The sequence below is a fragment of the Atribacter laminatus genome (genome assembly GCF_015775515.1).
Taxonomy (GTDB): Bacteria; Atribacterota; Atribacteria; order Atribacterales; family Atribacteraceae; genus Atribacter; species Atribacter laminatus.
In genome coordinates, this window is record NZ_CP065383.1 from 775,668 (window position 1) to 799,260 (window position 23,593).

20 protein-coding genes and 1 other annotated feature are annotated in these 23,593 nt (G+C 37.6%); of the genes, 7 read left to right on the plus strand and 13 right to left on the minus strand.

All coding sequences use genetic code 11. The features are described 5' to 3' along the window. Positions 1-27 precede the first annotated feature (27 nt). The 3 genes from RT761_RS03705 to RT761_RS03715 all read right to left on the minus strand — a co-directional run bounded on the left by RT761_RS03705 (position 28) and on the right by RT761_RS03715 (position 3,323). The gene (locus RT761_RS03705; protein ID WP_218112739.1) at positions 28-1,197 is read right to left on the minus strand and encodes a M24 family metallopeptidase; all 1,170 of its coding nucleotides are present in this window, start codon (positions 1,195-1,197) and stop codon (positions 28-30) included. Between the two features lie 18 nt (positions 1,198-1,215). Further along, positions 1,216-2,244, minus strand: a complete 1,029-nt coding sequence (locus RT761_RS03710; RefSeq protein WP_246465289.1) for a phosphotriesterase family protein — start codon at positions 2,242-2,244, stop codon at positions 1,216-1,218. A gap of 62 nt (positions 2,245-2,306) precedes the next feature. Further along, complete coding sequence (locus RT761_RS03715) at positions 2,307-3,323, minus strand: LacI family DNA-binding transcriptional regulator (protein ID WP_218112741.1); 1,017 nt, start codon at positions 3,321-3,323, stop codon at positions 2,307-2,309. Between the two features lie 406 nt (positions 3,324-3,729). Between RT761_RS03715 and tpx the strand changes: the two genes are divergently transcribed. Then, positions 3,730-4,269, plus strand: a complete 540-nt coding sequence (gene tpx / locus RT761_RS03720; protein ID WP_343073771.1) for a thiol peroxidase — start codon at positions 3,730-3,732, stop codon at positions 4,267-4,269. A gap of 1,295 nt (positions 4,270-5,564) precedes the next feature. Here the strand turns inward: tpx and RT761_RS03725 are convergent. Next, complete coding sequence (locus RT761_RS03725; protein ID WP_218110978.1) at positions 5,565-6,158, minus strand: fasciclin domain-containing protein; 594 nt, start codon at positions 6,156-6,158, stop codon at positions 5,565-5,567. A gap of 489 nt (positions 6,159-6,647) precedes the next feature. Between RT761_RS03725 and RT761_RS03730 the strand changes: the two genes are divergently transcribed. Together RT761_RS03730 and RT761_RS03735 are read left to right on the plus strand one after the other, a co-directional pair. Then, positions 6,648-7,937 (plus strand): efflux RND transporter periplasmic adaptor subunit, encoded by a 1,290-nt coding sequence (locus RT761_RS03730; RefSeq protein WP_218112743.1) that lies wholly within the window; start codon positions 6,648-6,650, stop codon positions 7,935-7,937. A 4-nt stretch (positions 7,938-7,941) separates the two neighbouring features. Beyond that, on the plus strand, positions 7,942-9,153 hold the full coding sequence (locus tag RT761_RS03735) for an ABC transporter permease (protein WP_218112744.1): 1,212 nt from the start codon (positions 7,942-7,944) through the stop codon (positions 9,151-9,153). 56 nt (positions 9,154-9,209) lie between these two features. On the opposite strand, the gene RT761_RS03740 is transcribed toward RT761_RS03735, so the two are convergent. Then, complete coding sequence (locus tag RT761_RS03740) at positions 9,210-10,034, minus strand: hypothetical protein (protein ID WP_218112745.1); 825 nt, start codon at positions 10,032-10,034, stop codon at positions 9,210-9,212. A 540-nt stretch (positions 10,035-10,574) separates the two neighbouring features. Between RT761_RS03740 and RT761_RS03745 the strand changes: the two genes are divergently transcribed. Beyond that, positions 10,575-10,823, plus strand: coding sequence for a glutaredoxin family protein (locus RT761_RS03745; RefSeq protein WP_218112746.1), 249 nt, complete (start codon positions 10,575-10,577; stop codon positions 10,821-10,823). Next, entirely contained in the window at positions 10,820-11,221 is a 402-nt protein-coding gene (locus RT761_RS03750) for a ferredoxin-thioredoxin reductase catalytic domain-containing protein (protein ID WP_218112747.1), read from the plus strand. Before RT761_RS03745 ends, RT761_RS03750 begins: the two co-directional genes overlap by 4 nt. Before the next feature lie 39 nt (positions 11,222-11,260). On the opposite strand, the gene nifS is transcribed toward RT761_RS03750, so the two are convergent. Together nifS and nifU are read right to left on the minus strand one after the other, a co-directional pair. Continuing rightward, on the minus strand, positions 11,261-12,445 hold the full coding sequence (nifS, locus tag RT761_RS03755) for a cysteine desulfurase NifS (protein WP_218112748.1): 1,185 nt from the start codon (positions 12,443-12,445) through the stop codon (positions 11,261-11,263). After that, positions 12,442-13,278: a Fe-S cluster assembly protein NifU gene (gene nifU, locus RT761_RS03760; protein ID WP_218112749.1), complete on the minus strand. Its 837-nt coding sequence runs from the start codon at positions 13,276-13,278 to the stop codon at positions 12,442-12,444. Before nifU ends, nifS begins: the two co-directional genes overlap by 4 nt. A gap of 406 nt (positions 13,279-13,684) precedes the next feature. Here nifU and RT761_RS03765 point away from each other — a divergent pair, with 406 nt between their 5' ends. Next, positions 13,685-14,983: a class II D-tagatose-bisphosphate aldolase non-catalytic subunit gene (locus RT761_RS03765; protein ID WP_218112750.1), complete on the plus strand. Its 1,299-nt coding sequence runs from the start codon at positions 13,685-13,687 to the stop codon at positions 14,981-14,983. Positions 14,984-15,349: 366 nt separating this feature from the next. Here the strand turns inward: RT761_RS03765 and RT761_RS03770 are convergent, their stop codons facing one another. The 6 genes from RT761_RS03770 to RT761_RS03795 form a co-directional block, all read right to left on the minus strand. Continuing rightward, a complete protein-coding gene (locus tag RT761_RS03770; RefSeq protein WP_218112751.1) occupies positions 15,350-16,303 on the minus strand; it encodes a 1-phosphofructokinase family hexose kinase in 954 nt (317 codons plus the stop codon). Further along, complete coding sequence (locus RT761_RS03775; RefSeq protein WP_218112752.1) at positions 16,294-17,634, minus strand: hypothetical protein; 1,341 nt, start codon at positions 17,632-17,634, stop codon at positions 16,294-16,296. The genes RT761_RS03770 and RT761_RS03775 overlap by 10 nt, the downstream gene beginning before the upstream one ends. 185 nt (positions 17,635-17,819) lie before the next feature. Beyond that, positions 17,820-18,668, minus strand: coding sequence for a phosphatase PAP2 family protein (locus RT761_RS03780; RefSeq protein ID WP_218112753.1), 849 nt, complete (start codon positions 18,666-18,668; stop codon positions 17,820-17,822). Between the two features lie 97 nt (positions 18,669-18,765). After that, on the minus strand, positions 18,766-20,475 hold the full coding sequence (locus RT761_RS03785) for a ferrous iron transporter B (RefSeq protein ID WP_218112754.1): 1,710 nt from the start codon (positions 20,473-20,475) through the stop codon (positions 18,766-18,768). Next, a complete protein-coding gene (locus RT761_RS03790) occupies positions 20,472-20,744 on the minus strand; it encodes a FeoA family protein (protein ID WP_218112755.1) in 273 nt (90 codons plus the stop codon). The genes RT761_RS03785 and RT761_RS03790 overlap by 4 nt, the downstream gene beginning before the upstream one ends. A 28-nt stretch (positions 20,745-20,772) precedes the next feature. Then, positions 20,773-21,207 (minus strand): Fur family transcriptional regulator, encoded by a 435-nt coding sequence (locus RT761_RS03795; protein WP_218112756.1) that lies wholly within the window; start codon positions 21,205-21,207, stop codon positions 20,773-20,775. Positions 21,208-21,596: 389 nt separating this feature from the next. Continuing rightward, positions 21,597-21,851 (plus strand) — a binding site (T-box leader). Between the two features lie 86 nt (positions 21,852-21,937). On the opposite strand from RT761_RS03795, the gene ilvD reads away from it, so the two are divergent. Beyond that, entirely contained in the window at positions 21,938-23,593 is a 1,656-nt protein-coding gene (gene ilvD / locus RT761_RS03800; RefSeq protein ID WP_218112757.1) for a dihydroxy-acid dehydratase, read from the plus strand.

The following is a 23,593-nucleotide window of genomic DNA, read 5'->3' on the forward strand; positions in this document are numbered from 1 at the left end:
ATTTTCTCAAAATCTTTTATTTTAACATCATAAAATAATGATTTCTCGGCGATATGGGTTAAATTCTCGAATCCCTTTTTCTGTAACTACGATTCCATCTTCATACCTCATTCCTACCTCACCATCAGCAAGCCATATATCAATATTAAACACCATGTTCGGTTGAATAACAAAGGGGCTATTTTCAGATAGCCAAAGACCTTCGACTTCGGAAACTCCCGTCCCATGCGCAGGTCCATAAAGAGTAAATTTTTCCCATCCATATTTTGCTAGATGATTATGATATTTTTTAAAAACATCAGTAGAAAGAACACCTGGCCGCATTATTTCCAGAGCATCTTCCATCGATTGGAGGGCAACCAACATCATTTTTTTTACTTTTGGGTCGGGCTCTCCAATGGAAAAAACCCGACACATGTTTCCACAATATCCCTGATATCGAGCACCAAAAGTAATTTGCACTAATTCGTTTGCCTGAATAAGTTTATCGGTTGACCTACATAAACTTCGAGAAGTGTTTTTTCCCGAACAAACCCATATAGGATAAGATGTTCCTTCCGCCCCCAAATCAAGCATTACTTTCCGACCTTCATTTTCTAAAAAACGTTCACTCACGCCTATTTGTGCAACTTCTAAAGCACGTTTTACTGACTCCTCAGTAATACGATAGGCTTCAGCAATAACCTCAATTTCTTCTTTCGACTTAATTTGACGAACTCGAAGCAGCATTTCATCACCAGACACGACCTCAGCATTAGGAAGATTTTTTACCAAATCTTGAAATATAAGGTATGGAAAAGTATTCCATTGACTAATGGCTATTTTTTTTGGATGAATCCTTCCTATAACCTGGGGAATTATAGCCGAAAAATCTAAAATTTCAGTATCAGGAACCCATTCAGGTGCTGAAGTTTCAACAAACAAACCATGAATAAGAATTTTTTTAATCCGGGAAAATTCTTTAGCCATCTCATACGATTCCGGTCCACCGGTGAGTAAAACTGCTTCACCTTCTCTGGGTACCATAACACCAGCAAAATCAAAAAAAGGCTGAAATCCTGCTAAATACAAAGATATCGAGGCTTCACTTTCACTTGAATAACCCACCCATAAGTCAACATTTTCTTTTTTCATTTCTTCTTGTAACCGTTTTACTCGATGTTGAAAGTCTTGATCGCTAATTTTTCGGTTTTTCATAGCAAACCTCCTCAATTTTTATCCTATAAAAAGTTGCTGTGGATTCTTTTTTACTATGTCCCAAACTATTTTTTCTTCAACTCCAACATCTATGAGCATTGGAACAATATTGGAAAGAATATGATCATAACCCCATCCTCCATAAGCGTGAAGCATTGCTTTCAAACAGATATCATTGGTTATAAGAAGCCGATTTTGATAACCAAGATCGACCAACCTACGGATAACCTGGACTCGGTCTCGATCGGTAGCAAAATTTCCTCCAGCAAAATTCCTTTTTTCAACAGGAATCCAAAATTCTTTCCCAAAATTATCAAACTCGATAAATGCACCTCTTTTCATTATTGTAATCATATAATTGGGATTCATATCTACATCTGAGTGGCAGATAACCACCTGGGAAAGATTTGCACCTTCACTTTCTAAAATATTCAATACTTCTATTCCATTTTCCGACCAAGGATAGATATGTATAAAAATTGGAACCCTGCTTTGGGATTGAGCTTTCCCCACTGCTTGAAGAACCTTTTTTTCATTCAGATGGATCTGCCGACTGGTTCCAATTTCGCCAATGACGCCAGAACGAACTTGAGTCTGATCCATTCCAATCAACAAGTCATTCATGATTAATTCAGTTATATCTTCAACCGATTTCTTCTCAATATCAGCCGGGTGAGTATCATGAGTGTAAAAACCACATCCCGCTATAATATTTACCCCTGTTTCATCCATAAGTTTTTGCAATTGTTTTGGCTCACGATCAATCCCAATTGGAGTGACATCAATAATAGTTTGGCCTCCACATTCTTTAAAGGCCATTAATTCATCGCGAGCAATATCGTATTCAGAGAGAATTAAATTATCTTTTACCACATAGGGATCTCGACGAAGATATCCCAAGTTACTCATAGCAATCTTCTGATAAGCTAACCTTTTCTCAAATGGGGTTATGGGTTCGGTAAATTGATTACTAATATCGATAAATATTTGTTCATGCGGTAGGATGACACCTAATTCTTCAATTTTTTTCTCACCACAAACTGTCATTACCTTCAACTTCCCCTACCTCCCCTTTTTTAAAACATTATATTTTTAATAATTTAAATGTATCAAACCGATAGTATGGTAGACGATCGAATAGTTAATGTTGGCTCAATAGATAAATTACCCGCTTTAATGTTATCTAATCGAATGGCTTCTAATAACAGTTCTGAAGCAGTTTCAACCATTTTCTTCTTATTTGGGTCAATAGTGGTTAGTGGAATGGGAAGCAAAGAGCTTATGTTAATATTATCGAATCCCACTATTGAAATATCGCGTGGAATCGTTAAACCCACATCTATTACTGCCTTCATTACGCTTATGGCTAAAATATCGCAGAATACAATGACAGCTGTTACTTTTCCCGATTGGTAAAAAAACTTTTTTGTTTTTTGATAAACATCATCTAGATCAAAGCTGGCATGAATCAGTAAAGATTCATCGTAATCTATACCAAATTCTCTTAAGGCTTTTTGGTAACCTAAAAAGCGATCATGGGCACTGGAAATGTGATGAAAAACATTAATAAAAAGAATTTTATGATGCCCTAGTTCAAGGAGATGTTGGGTTGCTAAATATCCTCCCCGTTCATCGTTTGAGGTAACGCTCGGTGCTATTGGCTCATCAAAATGTCTCCCTAATAAAACTATTGGAACTCGGTTTTTTAAAATTTCCTGAAGATTTTCTCCATTTCTTCCAACTGGTGTTAAAAGTATCCCATCTACTCTTTTGTTGATTAAAGTTTCGATAGAATGCTTTTCTTGGTCAAAATTTTCCTGAGTATTACAAAGAATAAGATTATATCCACGAGAACGGAAAAAAACTTCAGCATCTTTCACCATTTCTCCAAAAAAAGGATCAGAAATGTCGCTCATTACCATTCCAATAGTACGTGTTGATCTTTGAACCAAAGCACGAGCAATTGCATTAGGAGTATAGTTCAGTAACTGAGCGGTTTTGATAATGTTTTTTTTGGTTTCGGGACTCACATCGGGTTTATTGTTCAATGCTCGTGAAACGGTATTTACCGAAACACCAACTAACCGCGCTATTTCCCGAATTGTTGGAGGGTTACTCTTTTTCACCTTAACCACCATGAACGTTAACGGTATCGTTCACAATGAATATAACATATTGTGACTTTCACATCAAACTAAGTTTTTAGAAAAGAAGTATTTATGATATGCTAACCAATCCAGTTTTTTTAGAAATAACGTATTCTTTTTTTGTTATTAAGGAAAAACTCGGTTCACCTCGTTGGCAAAGTACTATTAAGGTTTGCTTATCTAAATTATAAAAAGTACGTTTTGATTATTCAGTCTTAAAAAACATTAAATTTTTGGAATAAATAATCGCTATGAGGTTTAAAATAAGTGTTAATTCGCTTAAGAAAGGAAGGAAACTTAAATGAAAAAATATATCGTATTCTTAATGACAACCTTTCTTCTTTTTTCCTTTTCAGTTATGGGAATAACACAAACCAACGAAATTATTGAAAGAGCTCAAGTAGTGACACTAAAAGGAAAACCAATTACTTTAATAGGACCCGAACTTACGGTTGGTGATTTCGCTCCAGATTTTCAAGTCGTTGCTCAGGCTTCTTTAGTCGATGAAGAAATGAAAATTATGAGTTTAAATGATTTCGCTGGAAAAATTAAGGTTATTTCAGTCACACCCTCTCTGGATACTCCTGTTTGTGATCTTCAAATTCATAATTTTAATGAGGAAGCTTCCACCTTCCCAGACGATGTGGCCGTAATCAACATCAGCATGGATCTTCCCTTTGCTATTCATCGGTTTTGCGCTACCTCAGGAATTGATAAAGTGATAGCTCTTTCTGATTATCGTTTTGCATCCTTTGGGACCAATTGGGGAGTATTAATTAAAGAGTTGCGCTTATTAACTCGAGCCCTTTTTATTGTTGATAAGGAAAATGTCATTCAATACATAGAAATCGTTCCTGATACCACTCAAGCACCTGATTATGAGCGCGCCTTAAATGCTTTAAAGCAATTAATCCATAATGAATAATATAGTTCTAACCTGTAAATACCTTCAAATGAATTCTTTAATCGGTCATCCTGAGCCCTCGCTTTTTGAGGGTTTGAGGATCTCATCCTTTCAGTATTTTTAAAATATTTCTAAATGAGATTGCCACGTCGCCTAGGACGCTCCTCGCAATCAGGCTGTGTCACAATACACCAAGAAGAGTTTGAAAGTGGAGGATACATTCTATTTATCTTCAGTTTTTTGGTTATCTATTCCCAATATTCCTGTAAAATATTAACATAAGTGGTGGTAAAAAATTTATAGAATAATTATGACACAGCCTGAATGACCGAGCAGGAAAAAATTCAAATCCCCCTAACCCCCTTTGCTAAAGGGGGAAACGATTCCTGGGTAAGTATTTTCATCATCATCTGGTGCTGCGAAAGCAGCATGACGGTCTATCCTGAAAATACCATCTTATAAATTCCCCCATTGAGGGGGGATAAAGGGGGGTGTGCCTTTAATCGGTCATCCTGAGCCCTCGCTTTTTGAGGGCGTGAGGATCTCATCTTTTAATTTTTTTCTTCATAAATACTTTAAATGATGAGATTCTTACGTCGTCCGGCAAAAACACCGGACTCCTCAGAATGACTAAGTGGATGGTAGAGATTGCCACGTCGCCTAGGACGCTCCTCGCAATGACGGATTTAGATAGGTATTTTCATCCTCATCTGGTGCTGCAAAGCAGCATGACGGTCTATCTTGAAAATACTTGAATGTTTTTTAAAGTAACTCTTTTATAGCAACTAATCAGGATCTCATTCTGGGCTTTCACCCTCATCCTCACCTTCTCCCATCAAGGGAGAAGGAACTTTGAGTCGTCATTGCGAGGAGCGAAGCGACGTGGCAATCTCTCATGCTCAATCTTTATTATTTTCTCTCTTTATATAAAGGGAAATTAAGAGGGATTCAATTAGTTACTAAAAAACTCAAATCCCCCTAACCCCCCCCCCTTTTTTTGCTAAAGGGGGAAACGATTCCTGGGTAAGTATTTTCATCATCATCTGGTGCCACAATGTGGCATGAGGAAAGGGTCTATTTTGAAAATATATTGAGTAATGTAGGAATATAATAATCTATTTCCTTCCCCCCTCAAGGGAGAAGGAAACTAAAACCGTCACTGCTGGTAAGGCAATAATGCGGATATCTTTTGAGCTCAATTTTTTCTCCTTTGATGATAGGGAGTGACCAAGGAGTTTCTCTAAAACAAAAACCCCACCGTTGTTATAACGGTGGGATTTTTTTGAAATTACTTTTTTCGATTGCTTACTGAGTTATCAATTCAACAAATCAACCGAACACGCCTTCCAGGGAGTAAGAACAGTATCAATCACATAGATGTTTCCATTGGTGGCTTCAATCATGTTCTTGTCGGCGACGATTCCCTTGACTTCACACGACCCCGGAGCACCGTTCATGATGTTCACGGTTCCTTCTCCTCCCACTCGGAGATACAGAGGATAGTTATCAAACAGAGTCCGCAAGGTTAAGGTGTTCACTAAGTCTCGGGCATTGACTCGGAAAGGAACCACATGGTAGGAAAGAATCTGAACCAAGAGGTCTTGATTTTCCGGTTTCAGGAGTCCATCGACAAAACCAGCCGGTAAGGCAGCAAAGGCAGCATCATTGGGAGCAAACACCGTGATGTTTTGGGTATTGGCTAAGATATCGGCCAGACCTGCTGCTTGGGCAGCTGCTAAGAGAGTGGTAAAGATACCCGCCCCTTGGGCAGTATCAACGATATTCTTATCACTGGTGACGGTGACGATATCAGCACTGGATGCCACTCCACTCATGAAAGCGATCAAAAGAACTACACTTACGAGAAGAAACGTTTTTCTACTCAGAATCATCGAGGTTAATCCGTTCATGGTCTTTCACTCCTTTAGTTTTCATTCAGTATCATTAGTAAATTACTAAACTTACTCATATTATATTCTCTTCTTTTTCTTTGTCAAGAGGTGAAAGAGTAAATTTTAAAAAATATTTTTAAAATCAGGGTTTGGATTTGACTGTTCAACTTTCATACCCTTGACAATCATACTTTGAAAGTTTTAGTATTCGTTTTTAAACATAAACTAAGTTCTGCAGAAAAAAGAGAACATATTTATAAAAAATGAAATAACAATACAATATATAAAACGAAGTTATTATATAAAATTAGCTTCATAAGAGTTCAATCAGCATTTTTTAGTTCAAAAGAAAGTGCATAAAAATTCCAATCTGGTTTTTTAAATTTCCACAGATAATCCTTACAATCACTTAGAAAAACCGATTTATTTAAAACCGGAGAGGATAAAACTTTTTAAAGGATTTATAATTGTTCATTATTAAGAAATCGGTTGAGGAGGATAATTCCTTTGTCAAAAAAGGGAAGAAAAATAATTATTTTATTATTTATTTTAGGAGTCGTCTTTGTAGCAATTTGGTTTTTGTTTCTAAAAAATAATGTTCCTTCAAGTCAAAAAGAAAACGCCGTTACTTATAAAACCATTCCAGTAGAAAAAGGTACGATCAGCAATTCAATTTCTGTGGTTGGAACGGTTGAATCCCTTACTCGTGCAGAAGTAAAGTCAGAAATTGGTGAAAAAGTTACTCAAATTTTTGTCAAATCAGGTGATTTAGTCACTAAAAACAAACCTCTTTTCCAACTAGATACTCGCGAACTGGAAATTAGTCGTCAAAAAATAGAATCTCAACTGTTATCCGCTCAAGCAGAACTCGATAAGCTTCTTCAACAACCAAGTGAGGTTGACCTTCAACAAGCCGAAGCCAATTATCAGGAGGCTTTGATAGCATTAGAAAATGCCCAACGAACTCTTGAGCGGCATCGGGAATTATTTATATCTGGTGGGTTATCACAAGAACAATTAGAACAAAGCGAGGATCAGGTCATCCTAAAGAAACAAGCAGTTAATGTTTCTAAAGCAAAATTAGATGATCTTAAAGAACAACCCAAAAAAGAAGACGTCGAAATCAGGCGTGCCCATATTACTGAGATCAAAGCGAGCTTAGAATCAATAAAAAACCAGTTAGAAACATCCCTAGTAAAATCACCAATTGCTGGAACTGTGATTGACATGAATGTCAAAGTAGGAGATATTATTCAAACTGGAAGTACAACAACTACTAATATAACTGCAACTATTGATGATATGAGCACTATGAAAGTAGTCGTCCCGATCAATGAAATTGATGTTCCCCGTATTAAAGAAGGCATGAAGGCCAGAGTTATTCTTGATGCTCTTCCTGACAATCCCTTTGATGGAGAAGTTGATTCTATCTCTTTTCTGGGAAAAATAACAGAAAATGTAGTTACTTACGACGCTACTGTTCTTATCCCAAATCCCGATCGCATTATTCGTCCAGAAATGACTGCTGATGTAGAAATAACCACTCAATATAAAGAGAATGCCACCATTATTCCTCTCGATGCTCTTATTGAAAAAGAGGGAAAGGGTTTTGTACTTATTGCTAACCAGGAAGGTGAACCAATTGAAAGGGAAGTAAAGCTTGGAATTCGTAATGATAGCCAAGTTGAAATCATTGAGGGCATTGAGGCAGGAGAGCAGATTGCTCTTCCTTTATTGGCAAACCGACGCACTCCCCCCGTTTCTATGGGTGGTCCTTTTGGTGGCGGAGGAAGGTAGCCTCATGAATGCTTATGAAAGTTTGAGAACGTCAATCTCCAGTCTGGTATCCAATAAACTTCGTTCCTTTCTTACCATGCTCGGTATTATTATCGGTGTATCCGCTGTTGTTTCTATGATTTCACTGGGCACTGGGGTTAGAACCTCTATAGTAGATCAGATTGGAAGTTTAGGTTCAAATCTCTTAACTGTGGTTGGAGGAACTACACGGCAACGGCCAGGCGCACCAATCATGATGAGAGGAATGTCGAATATTTTAAAAATTGAACATTTTAGAGATATTCAAGCCACCTCTATTCCAGGTGTTCAATCCATTATCGCTGAATCTACTCTACGAAAGACAGTTGTCTATGGAAGAAATAATACATCGGTATCAATCGTTGGAACAACTGCCAATTATCCAACAGTTCGTAATTTCAGCCCTTCTTTGGGTCGCTTTTTTAGCAATTATGACTATATTAATTTAAATAATTATGCGGTAATTGGTGACACTGTTGCAATCGACCTTTTTGGAGATATTAATAAAGCAATTGGCAATAGAATCAGGATCGGTCGAGTGAGTTTTGAAGTAATTGGTGTTATGGAAAAGAAATCAATGGGCCCTCAAGATTTAGGAAATCAAATCTTTGTTCCTCTCACAACCCTTCAAAAAAGATTAACTGGCTCAAGATATATACAAAGCATCACCATACAATCCGACTCTTCCGAGGATATGGATACTATTTCTCAATCAGTGGAAAAGTTTTTTCTTCGAAAATTAGGTGATATTGATCGATTTACCATTATGAATCAGCAAGATATTCTTGATACTATTAATCAGGTCACTGGAACCATAACCCTTTTTCTAGGAGCCATAACTGGCATCTCCTTGCTCGTAGGAGGTATCGGTATCATGAATATTATGTTGGTTTCGGTTACAGAAAGAACCCGAGAAATTGGCCTTCGAAAAGCAATCGGTGCTCGTCCAAGTGATATTCTTTTTCAATTCATGGTTGAATCATCAGTGCTGAGTTGTTTGGGAGGAGTTCTTGGGATTATTTTTGGAGCAATCGGCGCTCGTTTAATAGGGAATTTTACCCAATGGGTTACTAAAGTCAGCTTGGGCTCTATCGTTATATCTTTTGGGGTCTCGCTGGCTGTCGGTTTATTCTTTGGTATACTCCCCGCCCGACGAGCCAGTAAGCTCGATCCAATCACGGCTTTAAGGTATGAATAAAAGCCTTATATTCTTTTAATTTCCAACAACATAATAGGAATTTTATAGAACTAAGCTTACTCACCGGTTATACTTTCTTCATCACCCCTTCCCTCAATCACATCAACAATCCTTTGAACTAGCAAGGGTGCAACCCTTTCAGCAAAATCATAATTGGGATGAGAATCATCGCTGGAAGCAGCATATTGATCTTTTAAGTAAATTCCCCCCTCGGTTTCCAACTCGAAAAAATCCCAGACAAAAATATTGTCTCCGGACTGATCCCACTCCTCTTTAACCCACTTAAAAAATTTTTGTGCTCTTTGGGCATTCTCCTTAGAAGTAGCGCCTCTTACTTGAGCCGCTCCTGTCCAAACTAGAAAAAGTGTTTCAGGAAATTCATGCATTTTCCCCTTAAGAGCCGAATATTGAAGTTGATAATTTTTAATGGATTTAACATCGGAGCTCACGTCTGATCCTCCACTATTTTCCTCAATATCACTTACCGGGAAACAATGTTTCCAAATAATCATTTGATAATTCTGGGTAAGTATTTCTAGAGTCGGTTCATCCATAAACGGCTCTTCTCCAGCATTTTCAACCCAGATATTCCAATAATCATAGGGATAGTTACTCCATCCATATGGATAATCCTTGGGAAATTCCTGGGCTTCGATATAATATGAGGTACCGTTAGTGTTGTTATGTTGATCAATTAAATCGGGAACACCGCCTTCCCAAATAACTTGACCGGTACTATGGTGTAGAAAAAGGATATTTATTTCTTGGGCAAAAGCTGAAGAGTTAAACAAACCTCTATGGTTTGGATAAGCTTGAGAAAACAGAATGAACATCACTAAACCAAAAACTAGTAATTTAAGAAATAAATCTTTAAATCTCATTTTCATTCCCCTCCCGTTTTTTACCTTCATTTGGCAATATTTGTACAAATATTGCCAAATCATGACTTTTGATAAAATTGGTTTAATAATACTGTTGATGGTAATCTCTCTAAAAATATTTTACTCCAAATAAATAAATACAACCCCTTTATTGAGTATAATTTTTAAATTTTTTTTGAATAAATTTATAAAAAATGAGTTTAAGATATAATAGAGTGAAGCTCCTAATTTTATAAATGGAAGGATGAAGCTAAAAACCACGGTTATTATTCATCTTCAGGAAGAATCATAAGACTTCACTAAAAGAGGCTGTTTTTTTCATTGTCTTTAGAAGCGAAAATTGAACGGGATGCTCGTCGTGATTTTTTTTCTGAAAATGTTGGTTTCATATACTTTATAGTACGTACCTATTAGCTTATTGTATCCTTTATTGTTCAATCGATATCTTAGGAATGATCAGAAAATTTTCCCGTTTAGCGATCAATTGTTTATCACACAACTGAAATCATGAGTAAACATGAAGAGGAGGAATTAAAAGAAATGAAAAAAATTATGTTGTATGCGTTGAGCACCTGCCCTTTTTGTACCATGGCAAAGAAATATTTTACCAACCATCAGATTGCCTATGAATCAGTAGACGTGGATCTCCTCAAAGAGGAAGAAAAAGAAAAAGCCATTAGTGAAGTTCAAAAAATTTCTGGACGTCGAGCGTTCCCAGTTATTGTTATTGATGATGAAGTCATCGTTGGATACGATGAACTACGCATCAAGGAGGTCTTGGAACGATGAATGCCCAGAGAAAAATCCTCTGCCCTGTTTGCCAGGTCAACTTTATTTTAAAAGAAACCAAAGAGCCTGGGGAAAAGGTCATTTGTCCAGTCTGTGGTGCAGTTTTAATAATGGTTTTAAAACAAGATCAAATAGGTTTAGAACGACCTAAGGACATTTCCTTGGAAGATGAAATAAGGCAAAGAATGGATAATTTTGCTCGGTTTCGGGGGTATCGCTTCAATGAAATGAAGGAAGCTCTCGTCGAAGGATTGCTTAAAAAGCATCAGCGATTTGGAGATTTCTATTGCCCGTGTCGAATTGACAATATTCAAGAGAATGTTTGCCCGTGTATTTACACTCGTCAGGGGGATGTTGAAATAAATAATCGGTGCCATTGTGGTTTATTCTGGAAATAAAAAAGGGCGATCGTAAGATCGTCCTTTTTTATTTCCTTTTCAAGATGCATATCCCTTCCCCGTTAATCTTTCCTGGCCGAATGGTGAAATGAGTCGAAGGTTTTTAATAATTTCCGGCATGACTTCGATTACCTTATCAACTTCTCTCTCCTGATTATACCTACTCAAAGAAAACCTTACTGAACCATGGATAGCAGTGTTGCGAACCCCCATAGCTCGTAATACATGACTTGGCTCTAATGATCCTGATGTACAGGCCGAACCTGATGATGCACAAATGCCATATTCATTCAGTAGAAGAAGGATCGCTTCTCCTTCAACGAACTCAAAACTAATATTAGACGTATTTGGGAGCCGGTTTTCTTTGTCGCCGTTGATACTGGCATCCGGGCAGTTGCTTAATAAGCTATTTTCAAGCTTATCTCTAAGGTGTTTCACGAAGCCAACTTCTTTTTGTATACTCTTTGCTGCTATCTCACAAGCTTTTCCTAATCCAATTATGAAGGCAACATTCTCTGTTCCTGCTCGACGTCCGTTTTCCTGATGACCACCAATGAGATAAGGATAAAACCGGGTTCCTTTTCTTACATATAAAGCTCCAATCCCCTTAGGCGCGTGGATTTTATGTCCAGAAAGAGTAAGCATATCAACTGGAAGGTCCTTTACATTTATGGGTAATTTACCTACAATTTGAACAGCATCGGTGTGAAAAACCACTTTTCTTTCCTTAAGAATATGCCCAATCTTTTCTATGGGAAAAATAACTCCGGTTTCATTATTCGCATGCATAATTGAAACCAATGCCAAATCATCATCAATAACCTGCAAAAGTGAGTCAATTTCTAATCTCCCCTTACTGTCAACCGGTAAATAGGTCACTCGATATCCTTTACGGCTCAGATGTTTACAGAAATTTAAAACTGCCGGATGTTCCACTTTAGTAGTAATAACGTGCTTTTTTGTTGGATTGGTTTCTATCGCGCTCATGATTGCCGTATTGTTACTTTCGGTCCCACAACTCGTGAAAATGATTTCATCTGGATCTGATCCAATGAGTAATGCAACTTGTTCCCGGGCTTCTTCAATCTTACGATAGATCTGTCCTCCGAATGTATGCATGCTGGAGGGGTTTCCATAAAATTCCCGAAAATAAGGAAGCATGCTGTCTAATACTTCTTGGGCAACTTGGGTTGTAGCATTATTATCAAAATAAAGAGTTTTCATTCTTCGACTACCATTATTTCTTCTCCAACAACTTCTTTGAGTTTATCTTCAATACTTTTTAGCGTTATCCCACCCATAGGGCAGGAAACACACATCGCACGAAAACCTACTATAACTTTGTTTCCCTCAATATCAATCAACTCAATATCGCCTCCGTCGGCTTGTAAACTTGGTCGAATTTCTCGCTCTAAAATATCTTGGATGAGGGCGATTTTTTGCAAATTAGTGCGTTTTTTAATTGATCTTGCTTCAATTTTAATTGGTTCTTTTGTTGACCAAACATCCTTAAGAATAGTTTCAATCTCTCCAAGGCAAGAACCGCAAGCACCTCCGGCTTTGGTAAAATTGGTAATTTCTTCAACTGTCTTAAGGTGATTTTCTTGAGCAACTTTACGGATTTTTTCCTCGGAAACATTAAAACATTTGCAGATAATTCTTCCCTGAGGTTCAATGGGTTGCTTTTCTCCTTTATAATTTTTTATGGCTTCTTCCAGTGCTTCTTTACCCATAACCGAGCAGTGCATTTTCTCTTCTGGAAGTCCCCCCAAATAATCAGCAATATCTTGATTGGTAATTTTTTGTGCTTCTTCAATGGTTTTTCCCTTTAATAACTCAGTTAAAACTGATGAGCTAGCTATCGCTGATGCACAACCAAAAGTTTGAAACTTAACATCAATAATTCGGTTTGTTTTCCGATCCACCTTAAAGGTGAGTTTTAAAGCATCACCACACACAATATTTCCTATAATACCTACAGCATCAGGATTTTCAATTTCCCCCACATTTCGAGGGTGAAGAAAATGATCTTTAACTTTTTCAGTATAGTCCCACATGGCATTTTACCAAACCTTTATTAGTTATTCGATATATTTAGTATATTATACTACCGTTGTTTAAAAATTAAATTGCTAAAAAAGAAACTATCCGATTATTATACACCAGAATTTAGGTGTCCTTTTTTAATCAATCAACTGTATTTATTAATATCCATAGTTTGCCAATTTAATTAAACCACCCTTATGATTTCCAGTGTCTTTATAAAAACACAATTCGCTATTCTTTTTCCTTCTTTGAAAAACATTAATAAAAAGGATATCCTTTTCAGTGTTTAAAGAAGATAGTGTTCTATCCACACAATTTTCTAAATTGAATGATAAACTAACTGGTAGATCCAATTGTTAAAAAAATGTTTAATTCTTTTTTCGAATTTAATTGTTGAATATAGAAAAGGAGGATTTTATGCTGGAACGAAAATACATTGACAATAGTCTAATCCGTGAGCGAGCAAAAAAGCTTGGTATACCAACTTGTGATTTGTTAATGAGAAAAATGATGGAATTAAGCATTTTGAAAAACACTCCCCGGACGCTTTTTGCTGCCTGTCCCAATTCTGAAACGGTGATAAAAGCTGCCCTGAGATCGGCTCAAAGGGCTAATGCCCCTATAAAATTTGCTGCTACTCTCAATCAAGTCGACTTAGACGGTGGATATACCGGGATGAACCAGTTTGAATTTGTAAAAATGGTAAAGCTTGAAGCAGAAGCTATTCATTATAATGGACCAATTATCATTGCTATCGACCATGGTGGTCCTTGGCTAAAAGATATACAAAGCCAAGAAAATTGGCCTCTAATAAAATGCATGGAATGGATAAAAAAATCCTTCGAGGCCGCCATCGAAGCTGGTTATGACCTCATTCATGTCGATCCAACTGTAGACAGGACTCTCCCTTCTGGTTCAGTTATACCTATCGATTTGGTAATCACCAGAACTGTGGAATTAATCGAACACGCTGAGAAGTTCCGTAGAGACCACCAATTCCCACCGATATCCTATGAAGTTGGAACAGAAGAAGTCCATGGAGGTTTAGCTGACCTATCAGTCTTTGAGAATTTTCTTAAAGGCTTAAAAAATCAGCTTCAAAATCGAGGATTATCTGATGTATGGCCAATTTTTGTTGTAGGGAAAGTTGGAACCGATCTTCATACCACTACCTTTGACCCTCAAGTAGCCCAAAAATTGGTTCAAATAGCTAAAAACTACGGATCATATATCAAAGGCCATTATACTGATTATGTCGAAAATCCGGCCGACTACCCCCTATCAGGCATGGGTGGTGCTAATGTTGGCCCTGAGTTTACTGAAGAAGAATATAACTCACTTCTCGAGTGTGAAAAAATTGAAATTGATCTGGATAAACAAGGAGGAATTGCCAAAAAATCCAACATAATGGAAAGCCTAGAACAAGCAGTTTATCAAAGTGGTCGTTGGAAAAAATGGCTCCAAACCGAAGAAAAAGGAATTGATTTTTTCTCTCTAACTCCCGAAAGAAAAGCCTGGCTAACTAAAACCGGTTGCCGTTACATATGGTCGAAACCAGAAGTGATAAAATCTCGATTTAGTTTATATCAAAATTTACTTAAAAACGGCTATCAAGCGGAAACTATTGTTCTCTCAGCCATAGAAAAAAGCATGGGTAAGTATTTTCACGCCTTCCAGCTAATTGATTTAAACCAAAAAATTCAAAAGGTTCTTTAATTCTGCCTAAAAACATTTACGGGGGACCGATTTTGGTGTCGGTCCCCCGTAAATGCAAGGAGGGGAAAGATCCTTTATATTTTTATTAAATTCCCTTTAATTTTCTGCTTCACTTTTTTTATATAAACTTTTCAGCTCATTAATTATCATGATATCGTTGTCTTTATATATTCTGCAAAACCCTAAAAAGTTTCAATTCAAAACGAATATTTTCAACTTACTAAACTAAAAAACTTAAAGTGAACTCCTGCTTTCTATAACAATTAAGGGAAAGAAATTATTCCATTCAGCCAAAATGCCCATTTTAACTTATTATTTAATCATAAAGGGTGAAATTCCTTCTTTTTCTCGTTTATTTTTCATTTATTAATAATTTTCTAAAAAGCTATTCCCACTTTCAACCTCCACTTCAGGCAAAAGGAGCTGGATATCATCCCAGGTTATCGCTGCAGCTTCCCAGATTTGAGCGTTAGCAGCACCCGAGGCAATACCGAGACGCAAGCACTCATTCCATTCTTTTCCATTAACCAGGCCAAAAATAAATGCAGCTAAAAAAGAATCACCGGAGCCTACTGGATTAATCGAGTTCACTTTGGGGGGGCAACCAAACCAAGATATTCCTTTCCCTCGAAACCAAGCTCCCTTTTCTCCCAAAGTGAGAATAAGATATTCAATTCCTTTATTATTGAGAAATTCATAAAATTTGTTTAAGTCATCACCACAGCTAATTTTTTTCTCCCAGGTCTCTTCCGCTTCTTCACGATTCATTTTTACTATCCAAGGCTGGGTTTTTAAGGCTTCGATCAGCGGTACCCCACGGCTGTCGATGATGGTTTTTATCCTATTTTTTTTTGCAATCTGAATCATTCGATAATAAATGTCATGAGCACTTTGATCAGAAACACTTCCACAAAAAACGATCAACTCCGCTGATGGAATAATCTTTTCAAATGTTAATAATACTTGATCCATTTCATGTGGAAAAATGACCGGTCCTGGCTCAAAATAAGCAACTTGTTGCCAACTCCGATCAACGATAGTCGTAACAACTCGGGTTAATTGAGAAATCCAAGCAGGATAAACCAAGACTCCATCTAATTCCATTAAGTTTTTTACTCTTTGCCCAGTATGCCCCCCTAAAATAATGAAGTGCCCAACTTCAACGCCAAGCCGATGCAATACTCGACTCACGTTGGAACCTTTTCCACCAGCTATTTCTTTAACTTTTTCCACCTTAATTTTTGCTTTTGGAACAATACTTTCAACAAAAAGAGTCTTATCAATGCATGGATTGGGAGTTACAATCAAAATCATGCCCATCGCTTTATCAATTCCTCAGTTGAAAGTGATCCTATTTGTTCTAATTGATCTCTATCTGCGGGAATAACTTGACCAATTTGATAGTAAAATCGGTTTTTTGCTTTCCGATCTTGAAAAGTCTTTGCTGCCCATTTGCTGGTATATCCACGTTGTGAAGATCTTTCCATGATAATGTGACCCCAAAGCATCCATGCACTTCTCAAGAAATATGGCGCTATTGGAGCTAATGCCGCAGATTCGAATTCATCAACAAATTTTTGCCCAAATTTATTCAATTCCGTCCCTACAAATATGGGGAATTCTCTCCGTTTTGCTTCCTCAACAATTTCATAGAGCTTGGCAAGTTTTAATCGTCTTTCTTCTTGATCAGGGAGGTCCCAATTTCGGTCAGGAACAATAAATAAAGTTTCAATGCCTTTCGCTTCACAGAAATCCAATAATTCTTTTGGATCTTTTTCACCACTTCGAGTACCATCAAGCCAAGAAAAGGATGGAATCGCTCCCAAGTCCAGTATCATATCAGTTACCTGCTCAAGAGTCGGAAAGTCGCCCACATCGGGTTTGACGTATCCGACACCTCCATGCTTCATTAATTTAGACCGAATAAAATCATAAAAATCGGGTTTATGATTTAAAAAATCTTCAACCTTCTCTGGGAAAATTTCCAATTTCTCTGACCAGAATTTCACTCTCTCTCTTTGGTCAGGGAAAATTTGGTCTGCCTTTATATCATAGGCCATGACCAGATGCCGCTCGGTAGGATTCCCTGAAGGTGTTAATGGAAGAACATCTTTTTCTAAATCGATCGTAACCGGCTGTAAGTATGAATTCACCCTTTTTAAAACGCTTCTATTCCTTTTTTGGGCGATTTCTTTTAAATATCTTAAAGTTTTACCTGTTTTTGTCTCTAATTCAGGAAGCTGAGTAAAACCATTTCCCATAAAATAAGCTACTCCGGGCTCTTTGGGAGAACTCAACTCTCGATCTTGAAATTCGGGTAAATACACTCGAGTTTCAATACCACTGGATACCGGTAAGTTCACTTCGAACCCACCCCAAAGAAATTCTTCCATAGCGTCCAAAACATCAAAATCTACACTGCCAGCCATGGCTAATCCTTCTTTTCGAGCTCGCCAGATAATGTGCAAAGGAGAATATCCATAAGCGTTAAAGGAAAAAAAAGTATGATAGTGAAGGTTCACTCTTGATGAAGAGTTGGGTAAAAGAACTTTTTTCTGATCTACCAACGATTTCAGCTCTAAAAAAGCTTTTTTTCTTTCTTCTACATTAAAATTATCGAGCTCCCTTTCTATTTTTCCCAGTGAATTCACAATTTTTATTCCTCCTTTTTATAGGATAGATGGTTAAGCCGATTTACAGCACCAGATGAGAATGAAAATTCCTATCTAAAAACGTCATTGCGGAGCCCAACCATTCTTTGGTTGGACGACGGAATAACTCTTATATCACTTCCCTAACGCCCAATGGGAATGAAAAAAACCTCACCATTATTCAATTAAATCTCTTTTTTTAAAGCCTTATAAAAAATCAAAGGTGTGACGAAAACAATCCAAAAATTAAGAAAAAAGTACCGCATAAAATAAGCCCAGAGCGAGATCGGAAAAATGACTTTCATCCCAAGGTATAGAGCAATTACCATAACCATACCTAATCCATAATGCGCTAACCGATCCTTAAAGCTCAATGGTAAAACAAAATTGATAAGGGTGCTTTCGAGAACTGTACCACATAAGATTCCAGTAAGAGATCCGGCAACGCGAGCCGATAAAGGATCGGAAGAAAAATAGTAGAGCAACCCTCCCACTAGTAAACTCAAGAAAAAAGCTCTTACGGGAATAAATTTTAACCTTAATCTCTCAAACCGATTAAATAAATACCAGAAAAAAAGAGCAAATACAAATCCTAAAATTGCACCAACAATAACATCGCGCGGATAATGAACCCCCAAGTAAATCCGAGAAATTGCAACGATAGAACTCAGAATAATTGCTAAAAGGAAATATATGTTTTTAGGATAAGACCATGCTAAAAAAAAGGTAACAGTTGCAACCGATTGAGCATGACCACTCGGAAAAGATTTCCCTTCGGGATTCTCCAAAACCCGTAGTTCCGGGTGTTGAGGTCGAGGAAGATTAAATAATTCCTTTAAAGTAAAATTAATATACATTGAAAAAAAGATAACAATACCAAGTTGGATGGCAATCTTCTTGTTCAAGCATAAATAGATAAAAGAAAGAAAAAACAAGTAAAATAATTCCGATCCAAAAAAGGAAAAAAAATGAAAGAGAAAATCAAAAACTGGATTAGAAAACTGCTGCAAAACAAGAATGAATCCTTCGCTCACATTAAATAACCCCTTCTTTTCTCAAAATTTCCAATCTTTCCTTGAGACTCTATAAAGGGGAGTAAAAACAAATCTTTAACCTTTATTGGTTGTCAAATTATAAAACCAAATTCAAGATTAATCCAGTAAGAGTTGATGCAAAAAGCATAATTATCGTTCCTTGAATCAGTTTTTTTGCTCCAAGTTCTTTTAAAATTACCATAAAAGTTGCCACACAGGGAAAAAACATGGCTAACATTACCGAAGAGATAATCAACTGTTTCACCGTGAGTTGTAAGGGGGCGAGCAAGCCCATAGCTATATCTTTCCGAAGAAAACCTAGTACTAATACCAAGGAAACTTCACTGGGGAGACCTAAAAATCTTTGAAAAAAAGGGCCAACAATTTGTGCAATATAAGGGAAAAGATTGGTCATAAATAAAAGATTAACCGCCAGAATTCCCAAAGAAACAACGGGAAGAGCTTCTTTTAAAAAACCTTTTACGCGTAACCATAATTTAGGAAGAAGTGTTTTCCAATAGGGAAAACGGTAAGGAGGTATTTCCAGAATAAGAGCTGGACGATAACCTTTTACGGTATATTTTAATATAACCCCCAAGATAATCCACACCAAGAGAAGAATAAAATAAACCAACATGACCGGCATCGTACCGTGTTTCCCTAAAACACCAAAAATCAGGGCTTGTTGTGAAGCACAGGGGACAGCAATCGAAATCAAAACTGAAATGATAAATCGTTCGGTTTTACTTTCCAATATTCTTGTAGACATTATTCCCGGAACGTTGCATCCCAAACCCAATAAAGTGGGTACTATTGCATAACCATGTAAACCTACCCGGTGAAAAAAACCATCTAACAAAACCGCTAAACGAGGAAGGTAACCAGTATCTTCCAGTAGCCCAAGAATAAAATAAAAAGATATAATATAGGGAAGAACAACCCCCAATTCAACATAAATCCCCGTGGAAAGCAAACCAAGTGATTGTTCAAAATCGATTTTTCCGTCGACCAGATGTCCTATTAAAATTGTCCTTAAAAAAGGAGAAAAAGTTAAATACCTATCAAGACTCAGCAAGAGAGGATAATAAAGTCGATAAAGAATTGGGTCAAGAATATAATTTATAAGCCCTTCCCCAATAAACCGAACTACCCAAAATACTCCATATAAAACCCCCAAACCAATAAGAAACCCACTGAAAGGTAACAGGGTGGCTTCTTTTAAACGATCAACCCAAGTTGGTTTTTTATAAGAAAATGATTGTACGGCTTGAATAACCTGTCCAATTTCATGCCATCGTTCCTGATGAGAACTTGGTTCGACAATTGGAATTCGAGCATGGTCAAGGTCTTGGAGAAGTTGCTTCATCCCCTCTCCAGTAGTAGCAACTACCGGAATAACCGGTATACCTAAAATCTTCGAAAGAGTCGGAATATCTATTTTGACTCCCCTTCGCTGTACCTCATCCCACATGTTTAGAGCAATTACCATTGGTTTCTTTTTTTCTAAAAGTTCAAAAGTAAGATATAGGTTTCGCTCGAGGTTGCCAGCATCAATTACATTGACAACAATATCAGCTTCATCAATCAGTTTTCCAGCAATTCTTTCGGCTTCGGCATCGGCTTCTAAAGCGTAAGTTCCAGGAGCATCAATTAACTCAAATTTCACTCCATCACGACTTATTTGACTCCGAGATATCTCAACTGTTGTTCCCGGATAGTTTGATGAAACCGCATAAATCCCGCTTAACCGAGTAAAAAAAACGCTTTTCCCGACATTTGGATTTCCTGCTAAGACGACTTTTTTCATTTCTCTATTTTAACTTTAATCCGACTTGCAATCCCACGCCCCAAGGCAAGGTCATGATCATCGATACGAATTACGATTGGTCCGCCAACCAAGATTTGGCTAATTTTCATTACTTTTTTTCCAGGTATAATACCCATCACACATAGTTTTCTCACCAACCCATGGCCATGATCGATCTCAGTAATTGTTCCAGTCTGACCAGGAAGCATATCAATTAATGTAGTACATGAATCAGCTGATTTTGGAACTATGCATCGTTTTAGGATCAAGAAAACCATCCCCTTAAGTTTTTAGATCTCATCGACATTTATCACAGAGTCCATAAAAATAAATTTGGTGGGATTCAATTTTAAAACCATATCGCTGAGTTAATTCTTTTTCTAAATAGGAAACGAACTCACTTTCTCCCATAATCTCACTGTAATCAACAACTCTGCCGCATTTATTGCAAACCAAATGGTGGTGATGAATGGGTCTTTGAGTGATTTCAAAATGATCCTTTCCGTCTCCAAAATTGACTCGATGTAATATTCCCACTTTGGTTAGTAAATCAAGATTACGATAAACTGTGGCAATTCCTGCTTTTTGATTCCTTTTTTTTAGAAATTCATGAACTTCTTCCGCAGAAAGATGTTTTCGATTTTCTTCAAACAACTCAACTATAGCCATTCGAGACGAAGTAACCTTAATATTATGTTTTTTTAAAACCTTTTCCCATTCATGATTAGACATTTTTCTACCAACTTATAATGATAATCATTCTCATTAACAATTATAATTCCTCAAACCTTAAACTTCAAGATAAATTTAATTTATTAAAACTTTTTTATACGAACTAGAAAAACGCTTAAGAACTATACTGTAAATTCACCAACCGGTTTGTTTTATCAAACACCGACAAAAATTTAAAAAATTATTGAGGCACAACTAATCGTGCCCGTTTTAAGGAACTTTTGTCTTCATTTGACTCCTTCAAGAATGGAAAGGCCGATTAAATCTTTTTGACCCTTCTACTCTTTTATTTCAATATTTTTTTAGGTTTTCTTGCAATTTCATGTTGAGTGTGGTATATTTCTGCTACTTTTATAGTATAGCCTGGGATGCAAATAAACACTAGGCGGATAAAAACTATGAAGGGGCTCAGTAGGTATCGAAGGGGTTACAGAGAGCTTGCTCCTTGCTGAAAGTAAGCACCCAAAAGAAATACCGAAACTCACCCTGGAGTTACAGGCTGAACGAGAACCTAGTAAGCCGAGTCGGGAACTCCCGTTATAGAGGATGGTATAGGCTCATGCCCGTACCTGTAATGAGTTGGCCGATATGTTGGCAAGTCGGGTGGTACCGCGGGGAAGTTCTTAGAACCCCTCGTCCCTGTGAGGACGAGGGGTTTTTTGTTATTCTGATTTCCCTAATATTCCTAGTTTTTATAGATAGCCATGAATATCCACAAAGGAGGAGTTTTATGAAAAGTGAATTAGTTAAAAAAGGATCCGATCGTTGTCCACACCGTTCCTTGCTTTTTTCTACTGGAATATCACGCTCTGCAATGGAGAGACCCTTTGTCGGTATAGCTAGTTCCTATTCTGATTTGGTTCCCGGACATATCCATATGCGAGAATTAGAGCGCTTTATCGAAAGAGGCATTGAAGCTGGAGGCGGAACCCCTTTTATTTTTGGAATTCCAGGAATATGTGATGGCATTTCTATGGGCCATGAAGGTATGCGATATTCCTTACCCAGCCGCGATGTGGTTGCTGATAGTATTGAAGCGGTTGCCAAGGGACATGCTCTTGATGGTCTGGTACTCCTCACCAACTGTGATAAAATTACTCCGGGAATGCTTATGGCTGCAGCCCGCTTAAACATTCCTGCTATAGTTGTAACAGCCGGGCCCATGCTTTCCGGCCGGTATCAGGGAAGGAAGCTTTCCTTCGTTCGAGACACTTTTGAAGCAGTGGGAAAGTACCACGCTGGCCTTATCGATGAAAAAGAATTATATGCTTTAGAGATGGAAGCTTGCCCCGGTGGAGGATCCTGTCAAGGACTTTATACTGCAAATACCATGGCTTGTTTGACTGAAACTATGGGAATGAGTCTACCAGGATGTGGAACTGCACCAGCGGTACTGGCAGAAAAACGAAGAATTAGTTATGAAAGTGGCAAACAAATTAATCATTTGATAAAACAAGGTTTAACCCCTCGGGCAATTCTTAACTCGGTATCCCTAAGAAACGCTATTACAATGGATTTAGCTTTGGGTGGTTCTACTAACACCGTCCTTCATCTATTAGCTTTGGCTAATGAGTTAGGTTTGAAGGAAATCAACCTCGACACTTTCAACCAACTCTCACTGAAGGTTCCACACTTAGTGCTCCTGCGTCCCGCGGGTGAGCTTTTTATGGAAGATCTTCATTTTGCTGGCGGCATTCCCGCTGTTGAAAAAATTCTCGGTGATTTAATTGAAAACAATCCTACGGTGAGTGGATTTTCAATTAGAGAAATACAAGACTCTGTCCAGTATTTTGATCATGAGATTATTCGATCTCGTGATAATCCTCATTCTCAAGAGGGTGGTATTGCAATATTAAAGGGTTCGTTAGCTCCTGAAGGAGCTGTTGTCAAACAATCTGGAGTTAGTCCAGATACGAAAGTTTTTCGTGGTAAAGCAATCTGTTTTGATAGTGAAGAAGATGCTATGGCAAAAATTACCAAGGGTGAAATTTCGAAGGGCAGTGTTATTGTGATCCGTTACGAAGGGCCAAAGGGAGGTCCAGGGATGAGAGAAATGTTAGCTCCAACCTCAGCTATAGTTGGAATGGGTCTTAGCCATGATGTTGCCTTGGTTACTGATGGTCGTTTTTCCGGTGGAACTCGAGGACCTTGTATAGGTCACATTGCCCCCGAGGCCTACGACCGGGGACCGATTGCACTGGTCAAGGACGGTGACGAAATTATCATTGATATTCCATCCAGAAAATTAGAATTATTGATAAGTGATGAAGAAAAACAAAAACGGCAAGAACAATTGGTTCTCCCGCCACCCAAATATACCCACGGCCTCCTCGGCCGCTATATTGAAAGAGCCCGGCCCACGAACCAAGGGGCGGCAATGAAGTGA

Excerpts from the sequence above, each read along its gene's own strand:
- RT761_RS03705 (WP_218112739.1), bottom strand. The coding sequence starts at position 1,197 with ATGAAAAACCGAAAAATTAGCGATCAAGACTTTCAACATCGAGTAAAA.
- RT761_RS03710 (WP_246465289.1), bottom strand. The coding sequence starts at position 2,244 with ATGACAGTTTGTGGTGAGAAAAAAATTGAAGAATTAGGTGTCATCCTA.
- RT761_RS03725 (WP_218110978.1), bottom strand. The coding sequence starts at position 6,158 with ATGAACGGATTAACCTCGATGATTCTGAGTAGAAAAACGTTTCTTCTC.
- RT761_RS03735 (WP_218112744.1), top strand. The coding sequence starts at position 7,942 with ATGAATGCTTATGAAAGTTTGAGAACGTCAATCTCCAGTCTGGTATCC.
- RT761_RS03740 (WP_218112745.1), bottom strand. The coding sequence starts at position 10,034 with ATGAGATTTAAAGATTTATTTCTTAAATTACTAGTTTTTGGTTTAGTG.
- RT761_RS03745 (WP_218112746.1), top strand. The coding sequence starts at position 10,575 with ATGAAAAAAATTATGTTGTATGCGTTGAGCACCTGCCCTTTTTGTACC.
- RT761_RS03750 (WP_218112747.1), top strand. The coding sequence starts at position 10,820 with ATGAATGCCCAGAGAAAAATCCTCTGCCCTGTTTGCCAGGTCAACTTT.
- nifS (WP_218112748.1), bottom strand. The coding sequence starts at position 12,445 with ATGAAAACTCTTTATTTTGATAATAATGCTACAACCCAAGTTGCCCAA.
- nifU (WP_218112749.1), bottom strand. The coding sequence starts at position 13,278 with ATGTGGGACTATACTGAAAAAGTTAAAGATCATTTTCTTCACCCTCGA.
- RT761_RS03765 (WP_218112750.1), top strand. The coding sequence starts at position 13,685 with ATGCTGGAACGAAAATACATTGACAATAGTCTAATCCGTGAGCGAGCA.
- RT761_RS03770 (WP_218112751.1), bottom strand. The coding sequence starts at position 16,303 with ATGGGCATGATTTTGATTGTAACTCCCAATCCATGCATTGATAAGACT.
- RT761_RS03785 (WP_218112754.1), bottom strand. The coding sequence starts at position 20,475 with ATGAAAAAAGTCGTCTTAGCAGGAAATCCAAATGTCGGGAAAAGCGTT.
- RT761_RS03795 (WP_218112756.1), bottom strand. The coding sequence starts at position 21,207 with ATGTCTAATCATGAATGGGAAAAGGTTTTAAAAAAACATAATATTAAG.
- ilvD (WP_218112757.1), top strand. The coding sequence starts at position 21,938 with ATGAAAAGTGAATTAGTTAAAAAAGGATCCGATCGTTGTCCACACCGT.